This window comes from Streptomyces sp. NPDC058534 (assembly GCF_042717365.1).
Classification (GTDB): Bacteria; Actinomycetota; Actinomycetes; order Streptomycetales; family Streptomycetaceae; genus Streptomyces.
Map to the genome: position 1 here is coordinate 23,471 of NZ_JBHXNW010000048.1, position 16,700 is coordinate 40,170.

At 73.3% G+C, this 16,700-nt stretch carries 13 protein-coding genes; 7 read left to right on the forward strand and 6 right to left on the reverse strand.

Annotated elements, in window-relative coordinates:
• Positions 1–776 (forward strand): GntR family transcriptional regulator (locus ACFWR9_RS26670; RefSeq protein WP_383846413.1); only part of this gene is annotated, 776 nt, incomplete at its 5' end.
• 69 nt (positions 777–845) lie between these two features.
• Here ACFWR9_RS26670 and secD read toward each other — a convergent pair.
• From secD to ACFWR9_RS26690, 4 genes are all read right to left on the reverse strand, one after another.
• Entirely contained in the window at positions 846–3,239 is a 2,394-nt protein-coding gene (gene secD / locus ACFWR9_RS26675; protein WP_383846414.1) for a protein translocase subunit SecD, read from the reverse strand.
• 85 nt (positions 3,240–3,324) lie between these two features.
• Positions 3,325–3,711 (reverse strand): hypothetical protein, encoded by a 387-nt coding sequence (locus ACFWR9_RS26680; protein ID WP_383846415.1) that lies wholly within the window; start codon positions 3,709–3,711, stop codon positions 3,325–3,327.
• A gap of 59 nt (positions 3,712–3,770) precedes the next feature.
• Complete coding sequence (locus ACFWR9_RS26685; RefSeq protein WP_383846447.1) at positions 3,771–4,427, reverse strand: response regulator; 657 nt, start codon at positions 4,425–4,427, stop codon at positions 3,771–3,773.
• Positions 4,428–4,429: 2 nt separating this feature from the next.
• The gene (locus ACFWR9_RS26690; RefSeq protein WP_383846448.1) at positions 4,430–5,383 is read right to left on the reverse strand and encodes a HAMP domain-containing sensor histidine kinase; all 954 of its coding nucleotides are present in this window, start codon (positions 5,381–5,383) and stop codon (positions 4,430–4,432) included.
• A 340-nt stretch (positions 5,384–5,723) separates the two neighbouring features.
• Here ACFWR9_RS26690 and ACFWR9_RS26695 point away from each other — a divergent pair, with 340 nt between their 5' ends.
• Positions 5,724–6,068: a TraR/DksA C4-type zinc finger protein gene (locus tag ACFWR9_RS26695; protein WP_383846416.1), complete on the forward strand. Its 345-nt coding sequence runs from the start codon at positions 5,724–5,726 to the stop codon at positions 6,066–6,068.
• Between the two features lie 450 nt (positions 6,069–6,518).
• Here the strand turns inward: ACFWR9_RS26695 and ACFWR9_RS26700 are convergent, their stop codons facing one another.
• Together ACFWR9_RS26700 and ACFWR9_RS26705 are read right to left on the reverse strand one after the other, a co-directional pair.
• Entirely contained in the window at positions 6,519–7,307 is a 789-nt protein-coding gene (locus tag ACFWR9_RS26700; RefSeq protein ID WP_383846417.1) for a hypothetical protein, read from the reverse strand.
• Between the two features lie 161 nt (positions 7,308–7,468).
• Complete coding sequence (locus ACFWR9_RS26705; protein ID WP_383846418.1) at positions 7,469–9,151, reverse strand: PucR family transcriptional regulator; 1,683 nt, start codon at positions 9,149–9,151, stop codon at positions 7,469–7,471.
• Positions 9,152–9,438: 287 nt separating this feature from the next.
• Here ACFWR9_RS26705 and ACFWR9_RS26710 point away from each other — a divergent pair, with 287 nt between their 5' ends.
• The 5 genes from ACFWR9_RS26710 to ACFWR9_RS26730 all read left to right on the forward strand — a co-directional run bounded on the left by ACFWR9_RS26710 (position 9,439) and on the right by ACFWR9_RS26730 (position 16,400).
• Complete coding sequence (locus tag ACFWR9_RS26710; protein ID WP_383846419.1) at positions 9,439–10,329, forward strand: FAD binding domain-containing protein; 891 nt, start codon at positions 9,439–9,441, stop codon at positions 10,327–10,329.
• On the forward strand, positions 10,329–10,925 hold the full coding sequence (locus tag ACFWR9_RS26715) for a (2Fe-2S)-binding protein (protein WP_383846420.1): 597 nt from the start codon (positions 10,329–10,331) through the stop codon (positions 10,923–10,925). Before ACFWR9_RS26710 ends, ACFWR9_RS26715 begins: the two co-directional genes overlap by 1 nt.
• A gap of 2 nt (positions 10,926–10,927) precedes the next feature.
• The gene (locus ACFWR9_RS26720) at positions 10,928–13,312 is read left to right on the forward strand and encodes a xanthine dehydrogenase family protein molybdopterin-binding subunit (protein ID WP_383846421.1); all 2,385 of its coding nucleotides are present in this window, start codon (positions 10,928–10,930) and stop codon (positions 13,310–13,312) included.
• 426 nt (positions 13,313–13,738) lie between these two features.
• Complete coding sequence (locus tag ACFWR9_RS26725; protein WP_383846422.1) at positions 13,739–15,196, forward strand: NCS2 family permease; 1,458 nt, start codon at positions 13,739–13,741, stop codon at positions 15,194–15,196.
• Positions 15,197–15,248: 52 nt separating this feature from the next.
• Positions 15,249–16,400: an XdhC family protein gene (locus tag ACFWR9_RS26730; protein ID WP_383846423.1), complete on the forward strand. Its 1,152-nt coding sequence runs from the start codon at positions 15,249–15,251 to the stop codon at positions 16,398–16,400.
• Positions 16,401–16,700 lie beyond the last annotated feature (300 nt).

Sequence of the window (16,700 nt, forward strand, 5' to 3'; positions counted from 1 at the left end):
CGGGTCGATGTCCGCCAGTCGCTGCGCACCCTCGGTGTCGGCGCCCAGCAGATGGGTGGCCCGGGCCCCCGGGGGGGCCCCCGCGCGCGCGGGGCGGCCCCGCCCGCGGCGAGCACACCCACAGCGAACCCCCGCCGCCCCGCCCGCGCCCCCTCGTCCAGCGCTCCTCCGTACGCGGGCAGGTCCTCGACGCCCTGCGCACCGCGCTGGTCACCGGCGAGCTCCGGCCCGGCGAGGTCTACTCGGGGCCCGCGCTCGGCGATCGGTTCGGGGTCTCGGCCACCCCCGTACGGGAGGCCATGCAGCAGCTCGCCCTGGAAGGCGCCGTCGAGGTCGTCCCCAACCGGGGCTTCCGCGTCGTCGAGCGCGGCGACCGCGAACTGGCCGAGCTGGCCGAGGTCCGGGCGCTGATCGAGGTCCCGGTGTGGCTGCGCCTGTCCCGTACGGTGCCCGCCGAGCGCTGGGCGGAGCTGCGCCCCCTCGCCGAGGCCGCCGTCCGGGCCGCGTCCGCCGGCTGCCCGGCCACCTACGCCGAGGCGGACCGCGCCTTCCACCGCGCGGTGCTCGCGCTGGCCGGCAACGACCAGCTCGTGCACATCGCCGGTGACCTGCACCGCCGTGCCCAGTGGCCGCCGGCCGGCACCTCCGCCGTACGCGGCCGGGCCGACCTGATCGCCGACGCGCACGAGCACACGGCCCTGCTGGACGCGCTGATCGCCGGCGACCCGGACCTGGTGCGGACCCTGGTGGGGGAGCACTTCACCGGCCCCCTCTGAGCGAGGGCGCCCCTCTGAGCGAGGGCGCCCCTCTGAGCGAAATGGTCCCCCCGCGGGACCCGCCGGCCGCTACGGGACCTCCTGCCGTTCCGTGCGGCTCGCCGGTACGCGCTTGCCGTCCTTCCTCGGTCTGCCGGGCCTTCCGGACTTCCCCGTGCTGCGTGCCTTGCGTCCCTTGCGGCGCGCGGAGCGGGACCCCGCGTCGCGGCCGTGCAGCTCGATGGCCAGCGGGGAGGCGGTGAAGACCGAGGAGTACGTGCCGACTCCCACGCCGATCAGCAACGCGAGCGCGAAGTCGGTGAGCGAGCCGTCGGCGAGGATCGCCAGCGAGGCGAGGATGAGCACCGCGCCCATGCCCGTGTTGACCGTGCGCGGCAGGGTCTGCAGGATCGCGTCGTTGGTGAGCCGGTCGAACGGTGTCTTCCGCTCCCGGCCCAGCAGTTCCCGCACGCGGTCGAAGAGAACCACCGAGTCGTTGACCGAGTAGCCGATCACGGTCATCAGCGCGGCCAGGAACACCCCGTCGACCGGCTTGCCCAGCCAGGCGAACACACCTACCAGGATGACCACGTCGTGGGCGAGCGCGCCGACCGCCGCCGTGCCGAACAGCAGGCGGAACCGGGCCGCGAGGTACGCCAGCTGGGCGGCCAGGGCCAGGCCGAGGGCGATCAGGGCGTCCCGGCGCAGTTCCTCGCCGAGGCTCGGGCCGATCAGCTCGTCGCGGACCCTCTCCGTCCCGCCGCCCAGATCGGCGACGGTCTTGGTGACGGTCGCCGCCTCGGCGTCGGTCAGCTCCTCCATGCGCACCGTGAGGTCGCTGTCGCCGGAGGACTGGACGACGGCGCGCGGGAAGCCCGCGTCGGCGAGGGCATTCCGGGCCCGGTCGGGATCGACCTGGGTGGCGGTGGAGTACTCGATGAGCCGCCCGCCGGTGAACTCGATGCCGAAGTTCAGGCCCCGCACCAGGATGCCGGAGCCCGCCACCACGAGGACGACCAGGGAGGCCGCCAGCCAGCGACGCGGCCGACGCATCAGGAACGGGTCGCGGCGCAGCAGGGCGTCACGGACCGGACCGGTGGAGGAGATGCCGGTGATGCGCGGGCGGCGGAAGACGGCCGGGCGGCCCGCGGCGAACTCGGCCAGCACGCGGGTGATCACCAGGGCGCTGACCATGGAGGCCAGCACACCGATCCCGAGGGTGACGCCGAAGCCCTTCACCGGGCCGGAGGCCAGGAAGAACAGCAGGGCGGCGGCGATCAGCGTGGTGATGTTGGAGTCGGCGATCGCGCTGAAAGCGCTGCGGAAACCAGCGGTCAGCGCCGACCGCGTGCTCGGACGGGTACGGGCGGCCTGTTCCTCGCGGGCCCGTTCGAAGACGAGGACGTTGGCGTCCACCGCCATGCCGATCGCCAGGACGAAGCCGGCGAGGCCGGGCAGGGTGAGGGTCGCGCCGATCGCGGCCAGAGCGGCGTAGGAGATCAGGCCGTAGCAGAGCAGTGCCACTGCGGCCAGGGAGCCCATGAGCCGGTAGACGACGATGATGAACAGCGCGGTCAGCGCGGTTCCGATGACGGCGGCCCAGGCGCCGGCCGAGATGGCCTCGTCGCCCAGGGTGGCACCGATGGTGCGCTGCTCGATGGTCTCGACCGGCACGGGAAGGGCGCCGCCCTTGATGAGCAGGGCCAGTTCGCGGGCCTCCGCGTCGTCGAAGGAGCCGGTGATCTGCGTGGAGCCGCCGGTGATGCCCGCTCCGCAGGCCACGGAGGGGTCGACCTGCGGCGAGGAGATGATCTTGTTGTCGAGCACGATGGCGACCCGGCGCTGGGCATCGCCGGCCGGGTGGCAGGCCGCCTCGCCGGTCGCCCGGGCCCAGCGGTCGCCGCCGGCGTCCTTGAAGTCGACGGTGACGTGCCAGCCCGCGCCGCTCTGCTGGTCGAAGCGGGCGTCGGCGCCCTTGACGTCCTGCCCGGTCAGCGTGGCGTCCTTCAGCCGCAGGTACTGCCCGGACTCGTTGGACAGCACCCGCTCGCCGTCCTTGGCGTCCGTGGCGTTCTCCGCCGCGCCGAGCACCGAGTGGACGGTGAGCTGTGCGGTGCGGCCCAGCACGTCGGCGGCCTGCTTCGGGTCCTGTACGCCCGGCAGCTCGACGACGACGCGGTTCTCGCCTGAGCGGACGACGGTCGGCTCGGCGACACCGAGTGCGTCGATGCGGCCGCGCAGCACCTCCACGGTGCGGTCGGTGGCCTCCCGGTCGGCCTCGGTGGTCTCGGTGGACTTGGTCTCCAGCACGATCTGGGTGCCGCCGCGCAGGTCGAGCCCGAGGCGGATCGGCATGGTCAGGGCGATGGCCACGGACGCGGCCATCACGGCGAGCGCGACGAGCGCACGGACATTCAGGGAACGGGGACGGGAACGGGACCGCGAGCGCGTACGAGGGCGGGAAGGGGGACGGGAGCGTTTCAACACGGGCCTCCGGCGGGCACGCCGCGGCGGCGGCCGAGCGCGGCCGCGGCGGAAGAAGGTGAAAGGTCGGGGGGTTCGAGGTGTCTCACAGGCCGGAGGAGACGGGCGGTGCCCGACCGCCGTCGTGGCTCGTGCGGCCGGGGGAGACCGGCACCGGACCGGGCGCGGCCGCCGTCCGTGTGTGTGCGCCGGGGACAGTGCCCGCGCCGTGCGCGGTGGTGGTCGCGTAGTGGTCCGGTGCCGTAGGGCGCTCGCCCGGTTGGTCGTGCCGGGCCCGGGGCTGGGCGGCGCAGACCGGTGTACACCCGTCGTCCGCGTGCAGGTCCAGGGCGGGGTGCGGCACTTCCGTGGCGGCGGTCGCCGCGAGGGGACCACCGGGGCCGACGTGGACGCCGTCCGCGGGCCAGGCAGGGACCAGGGGCAGCAGGACGCTCAGCAGGACGGTCAGCACTGTCGCGAGCCGCCCGCGCATGCACCGTCCTCTTTCGTGGTGGGCTGTCGGGCCGGGGGAGCCCGGGGCTCCGTGGGCCGTCAGGGCTCGATGAGACCGGCGCGGATGGCGTACCGGGTCAGGTCCAGGCGGTCGCGCAGGCCCAGCTTGTGCAGCAGGTTCGCCCGGTGCCGCTGGACGGTCTTGACGCTGATGAAGAGGATCTCGGCGATCTCCTTCGAGGAGTGCCCCTCGGCGACGAGCTTGAGGACCTCCTCCTCGCGCGGGGTGACGACGTGGTCGGCGCTCTCCTCACCGTGCCGGACCCGGTCCAGGTAGTTGCGGATCAGCGCGGTCACGGCGCCCGGGTACAGGAACGGCTCGTCGCGCATCGCGGCCCGGCAGGCGGCGACCAGATCACGGTCGGCGACCGACTTCAGCACGTAACCGCAGGCTCCCGACTTCAGCGCCTGGAACAGGTACTGCTCGTTGTCGTGCATCGTCAGCATCAGGATGCGCAGGCCCGGTCGCAGCGCGGACAGCTCGCGGGCGGCCTGGAGGCCGGTGAGGCGGGGCATCGCGATGTCCAGGACCGCCAGGTCGGCGTCGTGGGTCCGCGCCATGTCGATGGCCTCCGCGCCGTCCCCGGCCTCGGCGACCACCTCCAGGTCCGGCTCCCGGTCGAGGATGAGCCGCACCCCGCGGCGTACCAGCGCGTGGTCGTCGGCGAGCAGGATGCGGATCTTCGGGTCGGGCATGGTCACGGCTGCTTCCTGGTGACGGGTGCGGTGAGCCGGATGCGGGTGCCGGCGCCGGGTGCCGAGGTGATGTCGAGGGCGGCCCCGACCAGCAGGGCCCGCTCCCGCATGCCGCGGATGCCGGCGCCCTCGCACGCCGCCTCGATGCCGCGGCCGTCGTCGGCGATGGTGAGCGTCACCGCGTCGCCGGCCCGGGCCAGGCTCACCTCGACCCGCGTGGCGTCCGCGTGCCGGGCGGTGTTGGTCAGACCCTCCTGCGCCACCCGGTAGAGGACCAGTTCGGTCTCCGGGTCCAGGGCGGGCAGGCCGGGGTCGAAACGGCGCAGCACCCGCAGCCCCGTATGGGTGGCGAAGTCGTGCGTGAGCGAGGACAGCGCGCTGATCAGGCCGAGGTCGTCCAGCACACCGGGCCGCAGCCGGCGCACCAGGCGACGGACCTCGTCCAGGCTCTCCCGGGTGATCTCCTGCGCCTGCTGCAGCTCGTCGCGCAGCGGCTCGTCGGCGTCGTCCGCGGCGCGCCCCAGGACCAGCAGGATCGCGGTCATGCTCTGCCCGACCTCGTCGTGCAGCTCCTGCGCGATGCGGCGCCGCTCCGCCTCCTGGGCGAGCAGGACGCGGGCGCTGCTGGTGGCCCGCTCGTTCTCCAGCCGGTCCAGCATGGCGTTGAAGGTGCGGACCAGCTCGGGGACCTCGCCGCCGCCGGACACCGGGAGCCGCTGGCCGGGGCGCAGCAGGTCGACGGTGGTCATCAGCTTCGTGACCCGGTCCAGCGGTGCCAGGCCCCAGCGCAGCAGGGCGCCGTTGGCCACCAGCATCACGCCCAGGCCGCCCACCAGGATCACGGCCTCGGTCAGCAGCACCGGCACGGACACGGTCACCGGAGCCAGCAGCAGCAGCGCCGTGGCGAAGCCCAGCACCACGGCGTTGAGCCCGAAGATCCGCCAGAACAGGGACACCGGGGGGTACGCCTCCTTCTGCGACGCGTCGGCTGCCACGCCTCCACTGTCGGTCATCGCGCGCACCCTCGGCGGGAGCCGCGGCCCAGGTCGCGGCCGGGCGGACGACCAGCCTGCCCCGCCCGCACCCGCCGGGTCGATGGGGGCCGACCCCCATTTCCGGGGCGCGACGCACCCATACGGCCGCCCCGGCGCCGCGCCCGGTGGGCCCCGCGTCCGCGCGCAAATGGGGCCTGCGCCCGATGGGCTTCCGTACGCGGCCCGGCCATGGTTGGGGACGACCGGGCCCCTTCGGCCCGGTGTCCGCCGTACCGCGGCCCAGCTGAGAAAGGGACTCACCGTGTCGCTCGACGCCCCCCGCACCGAACCCCGCACCGAACCCCGCCCCGAGCGGCTGACCGCCGACGAGGCACGGCTGCGCCTCGGCCACGCCCGCACCACGCGGTTGATCCAGCTCCGGGCCCTCGACGAGAGCGGCCAGGCGGACGACCAGCTGATGGCCGCGCAGCTGGCCGCCATCGAACGCGTGCTCAAGGAGATCGACGAAGCCTTCGCCCGGGTCGAGGACGGCACCTACGGCGCCTGCCTGGGCTGCGGCAAGCCCGTCCCGGGGGAGCGCCTGGAAATCCTGCCGTACACGCGGTACTGCGTCGCCTGCCAGCGCCGCGCGGCCACGGCCGCGTGACGGGTCCTCGCCGAGGGGCGGTGCGAGCAGCCGCGACGGACCGCCACGGCCCCCGCCGTCGGCGACGAGCCCGCCGCGCGCACCGAAGCGACGGCCCGGGTCACGGCCTGCGCGCGGGTGACCCTCGCCGACGTCGAGACCGCCCTACGACGCAAGACCGAGGGCGACTACAGCCGCTGCCAACTGTGCCGCCGCCGCCGGACCGGGAGCGCCTGCCGACCGTGCCGCGGGCCCGCTGCCGCGCACCGGGCCGGCAGGTGCGGGAGTCGTGACGAGGACGTTGACCCGGCGGCCGGCGTGCCGCCCCTCGGCCGGGGTCAGGCCGTCGCCGCCCGACCGGGAGTGCCTGCCGACCCTGCCGCGGGCCCGCTGCCGCGCACGCCGCCGGCAGGCGCGGGAGTGCGGGACGAGGACGGTGATCCGGCGGCGGCGTGCCGCTCTCCGCCAAGGTCAGGCCGTCGCCGCGTCCGGGGCCGGTGGGGTGAGCTGCTGGGCCAGCCAGGTCGGCACGCCGCCCAGCAGCCGGAACAGCCGTCGGGCCTCCTCCCGCAGCCGGGACGCCTCCGGTTCCGTCTCCGCGTCCGCGAGGGACGCCAGCGCGGGCGCCGTACCGACGAGGTACCCCAGCTCCTCGCGGATCCGCAGGGACTCGGCGAATCCGTGCCGGGCCTCGGCCAACTCCCCCTCCCGCAGGGCGAGTCCGGCCAGATGCCGCCAGGTGAAGGACAGCAGCAGCGGCTGCGCGTGCGCGGTCGCCCCGGCGTGCGCGCGCCGGTACGCCGCGCGGGCGGACTGCGGTGAGCGGCTCAGGTTCTCCGCGAGCAGCCCGCGCCGGAAGTCCAGCAGCGCCCGCCCCCGGGCCCCCGGCGCGATGAGCGCCGCCGCCCGGCCCAGCGCGGCCCGCGCCTCGTCGGCCCGGTCGCGCACCTGGTGCACGGTGGCCGCGTAGGCGAGTTGCCCGCGTTCACAGGCGGCGGCCCCGCGCTCGTCGTCGCTGTGGGCCAGCGCCTCCGCGGTGCGCAGCGCGTCCTCGGCCTCCGCCCAGCCCTGCTCGGTGTACAGGCACCGCTCCACCAGCAGCGCGGTCCGCTGCAACGCGGCGGCCGCGGTGACCGGCTCCAGCAGGGCCGCCGCGTCGGCCCAGCAGGCGCGCGAGCGCAACCGCCATACCGCGGTCTGGAGCGGATCGTCACCCTCGGTCGTTCCCCAACCAGAACCAGCCATGGCGGAATGCGCCACGTCGCCCTCCCCTTAGCACGCCATCGAGCTCTCGAGTGGTGGCCGCATCTCAGCACGGATCCGGCGGCCCGGCCAAGGGGATGGGTGAAAGATTTCACAAAGTCGTGGGACTTCACGCCTCCGAGGTTTGCGGGCGCCCCGGGTCCTGAAGCGCCCACGCCTCAGCTCATCCGCAGTGCCAGGAAGAAATCCAGCTTGTCCTCCAGGCGCGACAGATCACGTCCCGTCAACTGCTCGATCCGCCCGACGCGGTAGCGCAGCGTGTTGACGTGCAGGTGGAGCCGGTTCGCGCAGCGCGTCCAGGAGCCGTCGCTGTCGAGGAAGGTCTCCAGCGTCGGGATCAGCTCGGCGCGGTGGCGGCGGTCGTAGTCCCGCAGCGGGTCCAGCAGCCGCGCGGTGAAGGCGCGCCGGACGTCGTCGGGGACGAAGGGGAGCAGCAGCACGTGCGAGGCCAGTTCCTGGTGGCCCGCCGCGCAGACCCGGCCGGGACGCGCCGCGGCCACCCGCCGCGCGTGCCGGGACTCCTCCAGCGCCCCGCGCAGCCCCTCCGCCGAGTGCACGGCCGCGCTGACGCCGAGCGTGACCCGCCCGTCCCCGTCCAGGCCGGCGGAGAGCGGTTCCCGTACGGACTCCAGCAGCGCGTCCGCGAGGACGCCGGTCTCGGAGCCGTCGTGCTCGGTGGAGACCGCCGGCAGCGGTACGAGGGCGACGGCCTCGTCACCTGTGTGCGCCACGGCGATGCGGTCGGAGTGCTCGGGGCCCGTGGCGCGCGGGTCGACGAGGATCTCCTCCAGCAGCGCCTGGGCGACCGGGCCGGTCTCCGTCGCGTCGTCCTCCCACTCGACGCGGGCCACCACGACCTGCCAGTGCGGGGCGGCGCCGAGGCCGGGCAGCAGCACCGGCGCCGCCACCCGCAGCCGGGCCGCGATCTCGGCGGGCGCGGCGCCCGTCTGCACCAGTTCCAGGACCTCCTGCGCCAGCCGCCGGCGCACCGTGCGCGCCGCGTCCCGCCGGTCCCGCTCGACCGCGATCAGCTGCGTGACGCCGTACAGCAGGTCGAGCCGCTCATCGGCCCAGTCCCCGGCGTCCGCCTCCACCACCAGGAGCCAGTCCGACAGCACCGTCTCCCGCACCTCCCGGGACACGCCCACCGCCTGCGGGGCGCGGGCGCCGTTCCGCACCGGGAAGACGCTGTACATGCTGCCCGCCACGGGCACCCGGTGCGGGGCGCGGCGGCCCGCGCGGGTGGCCGCCAGGTGCTCCGCCGCCAGCCGCGCGCACACCTCGGCGGGCAGCGCGGGGCCCGCCGCCTTCGAGCCCGCGACCGGCCGCCCGGTCGGCGACAGCACCCAGGCCCGCAGGTCCAGGTCGGAGCCGAGCAGGTCGAGGACCACGTCGGGGCCGCCGCCCGCGGGTCCCGAGGTCATCATCCGGCGGTGCCGGTCCACCACGGCCGCGAGGTCGCCGGCCCGCTCGCCCGAGACCTGCCGGACGACGTGCTCGGTGATGGTCGCGAAGGCCACCGACTCGCGCACCGCGAACAGCGGCAGCCGGTGCCGCGCGCAGGCCAGCACCAGGTCCTCGGGCACGCTCCCCAGCTCCGCCTCACCGGCGGCCAGGGCGCTCACCCCGGACTGCACCAGGAGACGCACGAAAGGCTCGGAGTCGTCGGCGTCCCGGCGCCAGGCCAGGCCGGTCAGCACCAGCTCACCGCCCGACAGGTAACGGCTGGGGTCCCGCAGGTCGGTGGTCATCACGCCCCGGACCGATCGGTCCAGCTCGTCCTCGCCGCCGAGCAGCTCGAGGCCCAGCGCGTCGGTGTCCAGCAGTGCGCGCAGCCGCATTCTCGTCGCCGCCGTTCTCTGTCTCGAAGTGTTCCAGGTCACGCGGCTGTGTCGCGCGGTTCCGGAGGAAAACGAGGAGGTTACTGAGGACCTCCTTTCATACGAATCTACAAGATGCCCGCCCTGGCCAGCCAACTCCTTCATGGTTTCTGCGACTGACCCCGGTGGAGCACAGGACGGTGTACTGAGGCCAATCCACGTGAACAGCACATGAACGAGCCGGGCCCGCCGCACACGGATTGGCTCAATCTGTACGCCCCACAAGTAGACGAAGAAGAGAGCCGGTCATGGACTTCCTTCGCCCCGCCAGCTGGGAGGAGGCGCTCGCCGCCAAGGCCGAGCACCCCACCGCTGTGCCGATCGCGGGTGGCACCGACGTGATGGTCGAGATCAACTTCGACCACCGCCGGCCCGAGTACCTCATGGACCTCAACCGCATCGGCGAGCTCCTCGAGTGGGAGGTCGGCGAGGACTCCGTACGGCTCGGCGCCTCCGTGCCCTACACCAGGATCATGGAGGACCTGCGCGCCGAGCTGCCGGGTCTCGCCCTCGCCTCGCACACGGTCGCCTCCCCGCAGATCCGTAACCGCGGCGGCGTGGGCGGGAACCTCGGCACCGCCTCCCCGGCCGGCGACGCCCACCCGGCGCTGCTCGCCGCCGGCGCCGAGGTCGAGGCCGAGTCGGTGCGCGGCAGGCGCCTGATCCCGATCGACGAGTTCTACAAGGGCGTCAAGCGCAACGCCCTGGAGCCCGACGAGCTGATCCGCGCCGTGCACGTGCGCAAGGCCGAGGGGCCCCAGCAGTTCTCGAAGGTCGGCACCCGCAACGCCATGGTCATCGCCGTGTGCGCCTTCGGCCTCGCCCTGCACCCCGGCAGCCGCACGGTCCGTACCGGCATCGGCTCGGCCGCCCCCACCCCCGTGCGGGCCAAGGCGGCCGAGGAGTTCCTGAACGCGGCGCTCGAAGAGGGCGGCTTCTGGGACAGCGGAAAGATCATCACCCCGTCGGTCGCCAAGCAGTTCGCACAGCTGTGCTCCGCCGCCTGCAACCCGATCGACGACGTCCGCGGCACCGCGAACTACCGCCGCCACGCCGTCGGCGTCATGGCCCGCCGGACGCTGACCTGGACCTGGGAGTCGTACCGCGGCACCCGCAACGCCACGGAGGGAGCTGCGTAATGCGCGTCAACTTCACTGTCAACGGACGTCCGCAGGAAGCCGACGACGTGTGGGAGGGCGAGTCCCTGCTGTACGTGCTGCGCGAGCGGATGGGCCTGCCCGGCTCCAAGAACGCCTGCGAGCAGGGTGAGTGCGGCTCCTGCACGGTCCGCCTGGACGGCGTGCCGGTCTGCTCCTGCCTGGTCGCGGCCGGTCAGGCACAGGGCCGCGAGGTCGTCACCGTCGAGGGCCTGGCGGAGTTCGCCAAGGACCGCGCCGAGGGCTGCGCCACCGGCGCCTGCGGAAGCGACGCCGGCAAGGGCACCACCCTCGACCGGGCCAAGCGCTGGCAGGCCGGCGGCACCGACTCGCAGACCGGCGAAGGCACCGAACTGGCCCCGATCCAGCAGGCGTTCATCGACGCCGGCGCCGTCCAGTGCGGTTTCTGCACGCCTGGACTGCTGGTCGCCGCCGACGAGATGCTGGAGCGCAACCCGAACCCGTCCGACGCGGACATCCGTGAGGCGCTGTCGGGCAACCTGTGCCGCTGCACGGGCTACGAGAAGATCATGGACGCGGTCCGCCTGGCCGCGGCCCGTCAGTCCGAGGGGGTCTGAACATGGCTGCCACCGGCGCACCCACCAAAATCACCCAGGGTTCCCAGACCAAGGGCGGCATCGGCGAGTCCACGCTCCGCCCGGACGGCACCCTCAAGGTCACCGGCGAGTTCGCGTACTCGTCCGACATGTGGCACGAGGACATGCTCTGGGGCCAGATCCTGCGCTCCACCGTCGCGCACGCCGAGATCGTCTCCATCGACACCGGCGAGGCCCTCGCGATGGCCGGCGTCTACGCCGTCATGACGTACGACGACCTGCCCACCGAGGTACGCAACTACGGCCTGGAGATCCAGGACACCCCCGTCCTCGCCCACGGCAAGGTCCGCCACCACGGTGAGCCGGTCGCCATCGTCGCCGCCGACCACCCGGAGACCGCGCGCCGCGCCGCCGCCAAGATCAAGGTGGAGTACCGGGATCTGCCCGTCATCACCGACGAGGCCTCCGCGACGGCGCCCGACGCGATCCTCGTCCACGAGGGCCGCGACGACCACCACATCGGCCACGTCCCGCACCCCAACATCGTGCACCGCCAGCCGATCGTCCGCGGCGACGCCGACGCGGCCGCCGCGCGCGCCGACGTGATCGTCAAGGGCGAGTACTACTTCGGCATGCAGGACCAGGCCTTCCTCGGCCCCGAGTCCGGCCTCGCGGTGCCCTCCGAGGACGGCGGCGTCGAGCTGTACGTCGCCACCCAGTGGCTGCACTCCGACCTGAAGCAGATCGCCCCGGTCCTCGGCCTGCCCGAGGACAAGGTGCGCATGACGCTGTCCGGCGTCGGCGGCGCCTTCGGCGGACGCGAGGACCTGTCGATGCAGATCCACGCCTGCCTGCTGGCGATGCGCACCGGCAAGCCGGTCAAGATCGTCTACAACCGCTTCGAGTCCTTCTTCGGCCACGTGCACCGCCACCCGGCCCGCCTGTTCTACGAGCACGGCGCCACCAAGGACGGCAAGCTCACCCACCTGAAGTGCCGGATCGTCCTGGACGGCGGCGCCTACGCCTCCGCCTCCCCGGCGGTCGTCGGCAACGCCTCCTCGCTCGCCGTCGGCCCCTACGTGGTCGACGACGTGGACATCGAGGCCATCGCCCTCTACTCCAACAACCCGCCCTGCGGCGCCATGCGCGGCTTCGGCGCGGTCCAGGCGTGCTTCGCCTACGAGGCGCAGATGGACAAGGTGGCCAAGGAACTCGGCATGGACCCGGTGGAGTTCCGCCGGATCAACGCCATGGAGCAGGGCACCATCATGCCCACCGGCCAGCCGGTCGACTCCCCGGCGCCGGTCGCCGAACTGCTGCGCCGCGTCAAGGCGATGCCGATGCCGCCGGAGCGCCAGTGGGAGTCGAGCGAGGGCGCCGACGTACGGCAGCTGCCCGGCGGCCTGTCCAACACCACGCACGGCGAGGGCGTCGTCCGCGGCGTCGGCCACGCGGTCGGCATCAAGAACGTCGGTTTCTCCGAGGGCTTCGACGACTACTCCACCGCCAAGGTCCGCATGGAGGTCATCGGCGGCGAGCCGGTGGCCACCGTGCACACCGCCATGGCGGAGGTCGGCCAGGGTGGCGTCACCGTCCACGCGCAGATCGCCCGCACCGAGCTGGGCGTCACCCAGGTCACCATCCGCCCGGCCGACACCCAGGTCGGCTCGGCCGGCTCCACCTCGGCCTCCCGGCAGACGTACGTCACCGGCGGCGCCGTGAAGAACGCCTGCGAGCTGGTGCGCGAGAAGGTCCTGGAGATCGGGCGCCGCAAGTTCGGCTCCTACCACCCCGCCTGGGCCACCGCCGAACTCCTCCTGGAGGGCGGCAAGGTCGTCACCGACGGCGGCGAGGTCCTCACCGACCTCGTGGACGTCCTGGAGGGCGAGGCCGTCGAGGTCGAGGAGGAGTGGCGGCACCGGCCGACCGAGGCCTTCGACCTGCGTACCGGCCAGGGCAACGGCCATGTCCAGTACTCCTTCGCCGCGCACCGCGCCGTCGTCGAGGTCGACACCGAACTCGGCCTGGTCAAGGTCATCGAACTGGCCTGCGCGCAGGACGTCGGCAAGGCGCTCAACCCGCTGTCCGTCATCGGGCAGATCCAGGGCGGCACCACCCAGGGGCTGGGCATCGCCATCATGGAGGAGATCGTCGTCGACCCCAAGACGGCGAAGGTCAGGAACCCCTCCTTCACGGACTACCTGCTCCCCACCATCCTCGACACGCCGACGATCCCGGTCGACGTGCTCGAACTCGCCGACGACCACGCGCCGTACGGGCTGCGCGGCATCGGCGAGGCCCCCACCCTGTCGTCCACCCCGGCGGTCCTCGCGGCCATCCGGAACGCGACGGGGCTGGCGCTCGACCGCACGCCGGTACGACCGGAACACCTCACCGGCACGGCGTGAGCAGGGGGTGCCGTCCGGATCAGGTCGGCTCCGGGCAACGGCGCCGATGGAACCGAGCCGAGCGGGGGCGATGGGGGTCCCCCCGCGCGAGCTTGTTCGAGCGTGGGGGAGCGTGCAGCTGCAAGGCGGAGGAGGGCGACAGGGCGGAGCCCTGGCAACCGACGACAACGCCGCAGATGTGCGTGCCAGACCCCGTGACCCCGGCCGGATCCGGACGACACCCCCTGGCCCTCCGGGCGGCGCACTGGAACGTCACACACTCCGCGCCGTCCGGAGCACAGACCGGGACCCGTCCGCTCGCGGGCCTCGAAGTACCACTCACATGCGTTCGCCTCGGGCCGTCCCCCGGGTCGTGCACATCCCAAATCCCCGCAGCCGCCCCAGCGGACCGCGAGGGTGCCCCTTTGAACCTTGGGAGACGGCCCCATGACCCAGCAGTCAGTGGAGCCCAAGACCACCGCCGAGGACGCGGGCGCGGGTTCCCGCGTCCCCTCCGGCCGGTCTTGGCTCGACCGGTACTTTCACATATCGCACAGAGGATCCACGGTCGCGCGTGAGGTGCGCGGCGGCATCACCACCTTCATGGCGATGGCGTACATCGTCCTGCTCAACCCGATCCTGCTCGGCGGCGAGGACGTCGCGGGCAACACCCTGGGCCAGAAGGCCCTGATCACCGCGACGGCGCTCGCCGCGGCGGTCACCACGCTCCTCATGGGCTTCGTCGGCAAGGTGCCGCTGGCCCTGGCCGCCGGACTCTCGGTGTCCGGAGTCATCGCCGGTCAGGTCGCTCCCCAGATGACCTGGGGCCAGGCCATGGCCATGTGTGTGATGTACGGCGTGGTCATCATGCTGCTCGTGGTCACCGGGCTGCGCGAGATGATCATGAACGCGATCCCGCTCGCCCTCAAACACGGCATCACCATGGGCATCGGCCTCTTCATCGCCATCATCGGCCTGGTGAAGGGTGGCTTCGTGCACGCCGGCGAGGCGACCCCGCTGACCCTCGGCCCCGCCGGTGAACTCGCCGGCTGGCCCGTGCTGCTCTTCGCGGGCACGCTGCTCCTGATCTTCATGCTCCAGGCGCGCAACACGCCCGGCGCGATCCTGATCGGCATCGTCGCCGGCACCATCGTCGCGGCGGTGCTGAACGCCGCCGGGGTCATCGACCCCAAGCAGTGGGCGAACGGCGCTCCGGAGCTGCACGGCAGCGCGGTCTCCATGCCCGACTTCTCGCTCTTCGGCGAGGTGGAGTTCGGCGGCTGGGGTCAGGTCGGTGCGATGACGGTCGGCATGATCGTCTTCACGCTGGTGCTGGCCGGGTTCTTCGACGCGATGGCCACCATCATCGGCGTCGGCACCGAGGCCAGGCTCGCCGACGACAAGGGCCGGATGCCGGGCCTGTCGAAGGCGCTGTTCATCGACGGCGCCGGCGGTGCCATCGGCGGTGTGGCGGGCGGCTCCGGCCAGACCGTCTTCGTCGAGTCCGCGACCGGCGTCGGCGAGGGCGCCCGCACCGGGCTGGCCTCGGTCGTCACCGGCGCGTTCTTCGCGGCCTGCCTCTTCTTCACGCCGATCACCGCGATCGTGCCGCAGGAGGTGGCCTCCGCCGCACTGGTCGTCATCGGCGCCATGATGATGATGAACGCCCGGCACGTGGACTGGGCCGACCGGGCCACCGCGATCCCGGTCTTCCTGACCGTCGTCCTGATGCCGTTCACGTACTCCATCACGGCGGGTGTCGCCGCCGGAGTGATCTCCTACGTCGCCATCAAGGTCGCCCAGGGCAAGGCCCGGGAGATCGGCGCGTTCATGTGGGCCCTGACGGTGATCTTCGTCGTCTACTTCGCCCTCAACCCGATCGAGAGCTGGCTGGGCGTGCACTAGCCGCCACGACGGGAACCCTTTCACGTACCCCTTGTCCTAGGAGGACCGACAGATGCTGGACATCGCCGAAGAGCTGAACCGGTGGGTCGAGCAGGGACGCGACTTCGCCGTGGCCACCGTGGTGGCCGTCGGCGGCAGCGCCCCCCGCCAGCCCGGCGCCGCCCTCGCGGTGGACGCCGGGGGCACGGCGATCGGCTCGGTCTCCGGTGGCTGTGTGGAAGGGGCCGTGTACGAGCTGTGCCGGCAGTCGCTCGAAGACGGCGAAACCGTCCTGGAGCGCTTCGGCTACAGCGACGAGGACGCCTTCGCCGTGGGTCTGACCTGCGGCGGAGTCATCGACATCCTCGTCACACCGGTACGGGCGGCGGACCCCGCCCGACCGGTGCTGGCCGCCGCGCTCGCCACCTCCGCACGGGGGGAGGCGGCGGCGGTGGCGCGGGTCGTCAGCGGTCCGGCGGAGCTGATGGGCCGCGCGCTCGTCGTCCACCCGGACGGCTCCCGCGCCGGCGGTTTCGGCGCCCACCCCGAACTGGACCGTACGGTGGCCGCCGAGGCGGGCGCCTTCCTGGACGCCGGCCGCACCGCCACGCTGGAGATCGGCGAGCAGGGCTCGCGCTGCGGAGCGCCGCTCACGCTGCTGATCGAGTCGTCGGTCCCCGCCCCCCGCATGATCGTCTTCGGTGCGATCGACTTCGCCTCCGCACTGGTCCGCGCCGGAAAGTTCCTCGGCTACCACGTGACGGTGTGCGACGCCCGCCCCGTCTTCGCGACCCGGCTCCGCTTCCCGGACGCCGACGAGATCGTCGTCGAGTGGCCCCACGAGTACCTGCGGCGCACGGAGGTCGACGCGCGCACGGTGCTGTGCGTGCTGACCCACGACGCCAAGTTCGACATACCGCTGATCAAGCTGGCGCTGCGGCTGCCGGTGGCGTACATCGGCGCGATGGGCTCGCGCCGCACCCACCTGGACCGCAACGCGCGCCTGCGCGAGGTCGGCGTGAGCGACCTGGAGCTGACCCGCCTCAGGTCGCCCATCGGCCTCGACCTGGGCGCCCGCACCCCCGAGGAGACGGCGCTGTCCATCGCCGCCGAGATCGTCGCCACCCGCCGCGGCGGCACGGGCGCCTCCCTGACCGGCGCCCACACCCCGATCCACCACGACGGCCCGACGGCACCGGCGGGGCGGATCGGGTCGGTGGCGTAGGGGCGGTGGCCTGGGGGCGGCCCGGTCGGGTTCCCGTCTCGTCAGCGGCGCCGGTGGGGACGCGCGTCCCCACCAGCGGGTATCGGCCGTGCCTCCCGTGCCGTCGGCTGGTTCCGGTCGTGGTTTCCGTGTCGTCGGCCGGTCCCAGTGGGGGTGCCGTGCCGCCCGCCGGTTCCGGTCGGTGTTGCCGTGCCGTCGGCCGATTCCGGTCAGGGTTGCTGTGCCGTTGGCCGGCCCCGGTCGTGCTTTCCGTGCCGCCCGCCGGTTCCGGTCGGGGTTGCCGCACCTCAGCGATCCCGG

Coding starts and splice junctions, on each gene's coding strand:
- ACFWR9_RS26705 (WP_383846418.1), bottom strand. CDS start 9,151: ATGCGGCTGCGCGCACTGCTGGACACCGACGCGCTGGGCCTCGAGCTG.
- ACFWR9_RS26710 (WP_383846419.1), top strand. CDS start 9,439: ATGGACTTCCTTCGCCCCGCCAGCTGGGAGGAGGCGCTCGCCGCCAAG.
- ACFWR9_RS26685 (WP_383846447.1), bottom strand. CDS start 4,427: ATGCCCGACCCGAAGATCCGCATCCTGCTCGCCGACGACCACGCGCTG.
- ACFWR9_RS26730 (WP_383846423.1), top strand. CDS start 15,249: ATGCTGGACATCGCCGAAGAGCTGAACCGGTGGGTCGAGCAGGGACGC.
- ACFWR9_RS26720 (WP_383846421.1), top strand. CDS start 10,928: ATGGCTGCCACCGGCGCACCCACCAAAATCACCCAGGGTTCCCAGACC.
- ACFWR9_RS26725 (WP_383846422.1), top strand. CDS start 13,739: ATGACCCAGCAGTCAGTGGAGCCCAAGACCACCGCCGAGGACGCGGGC.
- ACFWR9_RS26680 (WP_383846415.1), bottom strand. CDS start 3,711: ATGCGCGGGCGGCTCGCGACAGTGCTGACCGTCCTGCTGAGCGTCCTG.
- ACFWR9_RS26715 (WP_383846420.1), top strand. CDS start 10,329: ATGCGCGTCAACTTCACTGTCAACGGACGTCCGCAGGAAGCCGACGAC.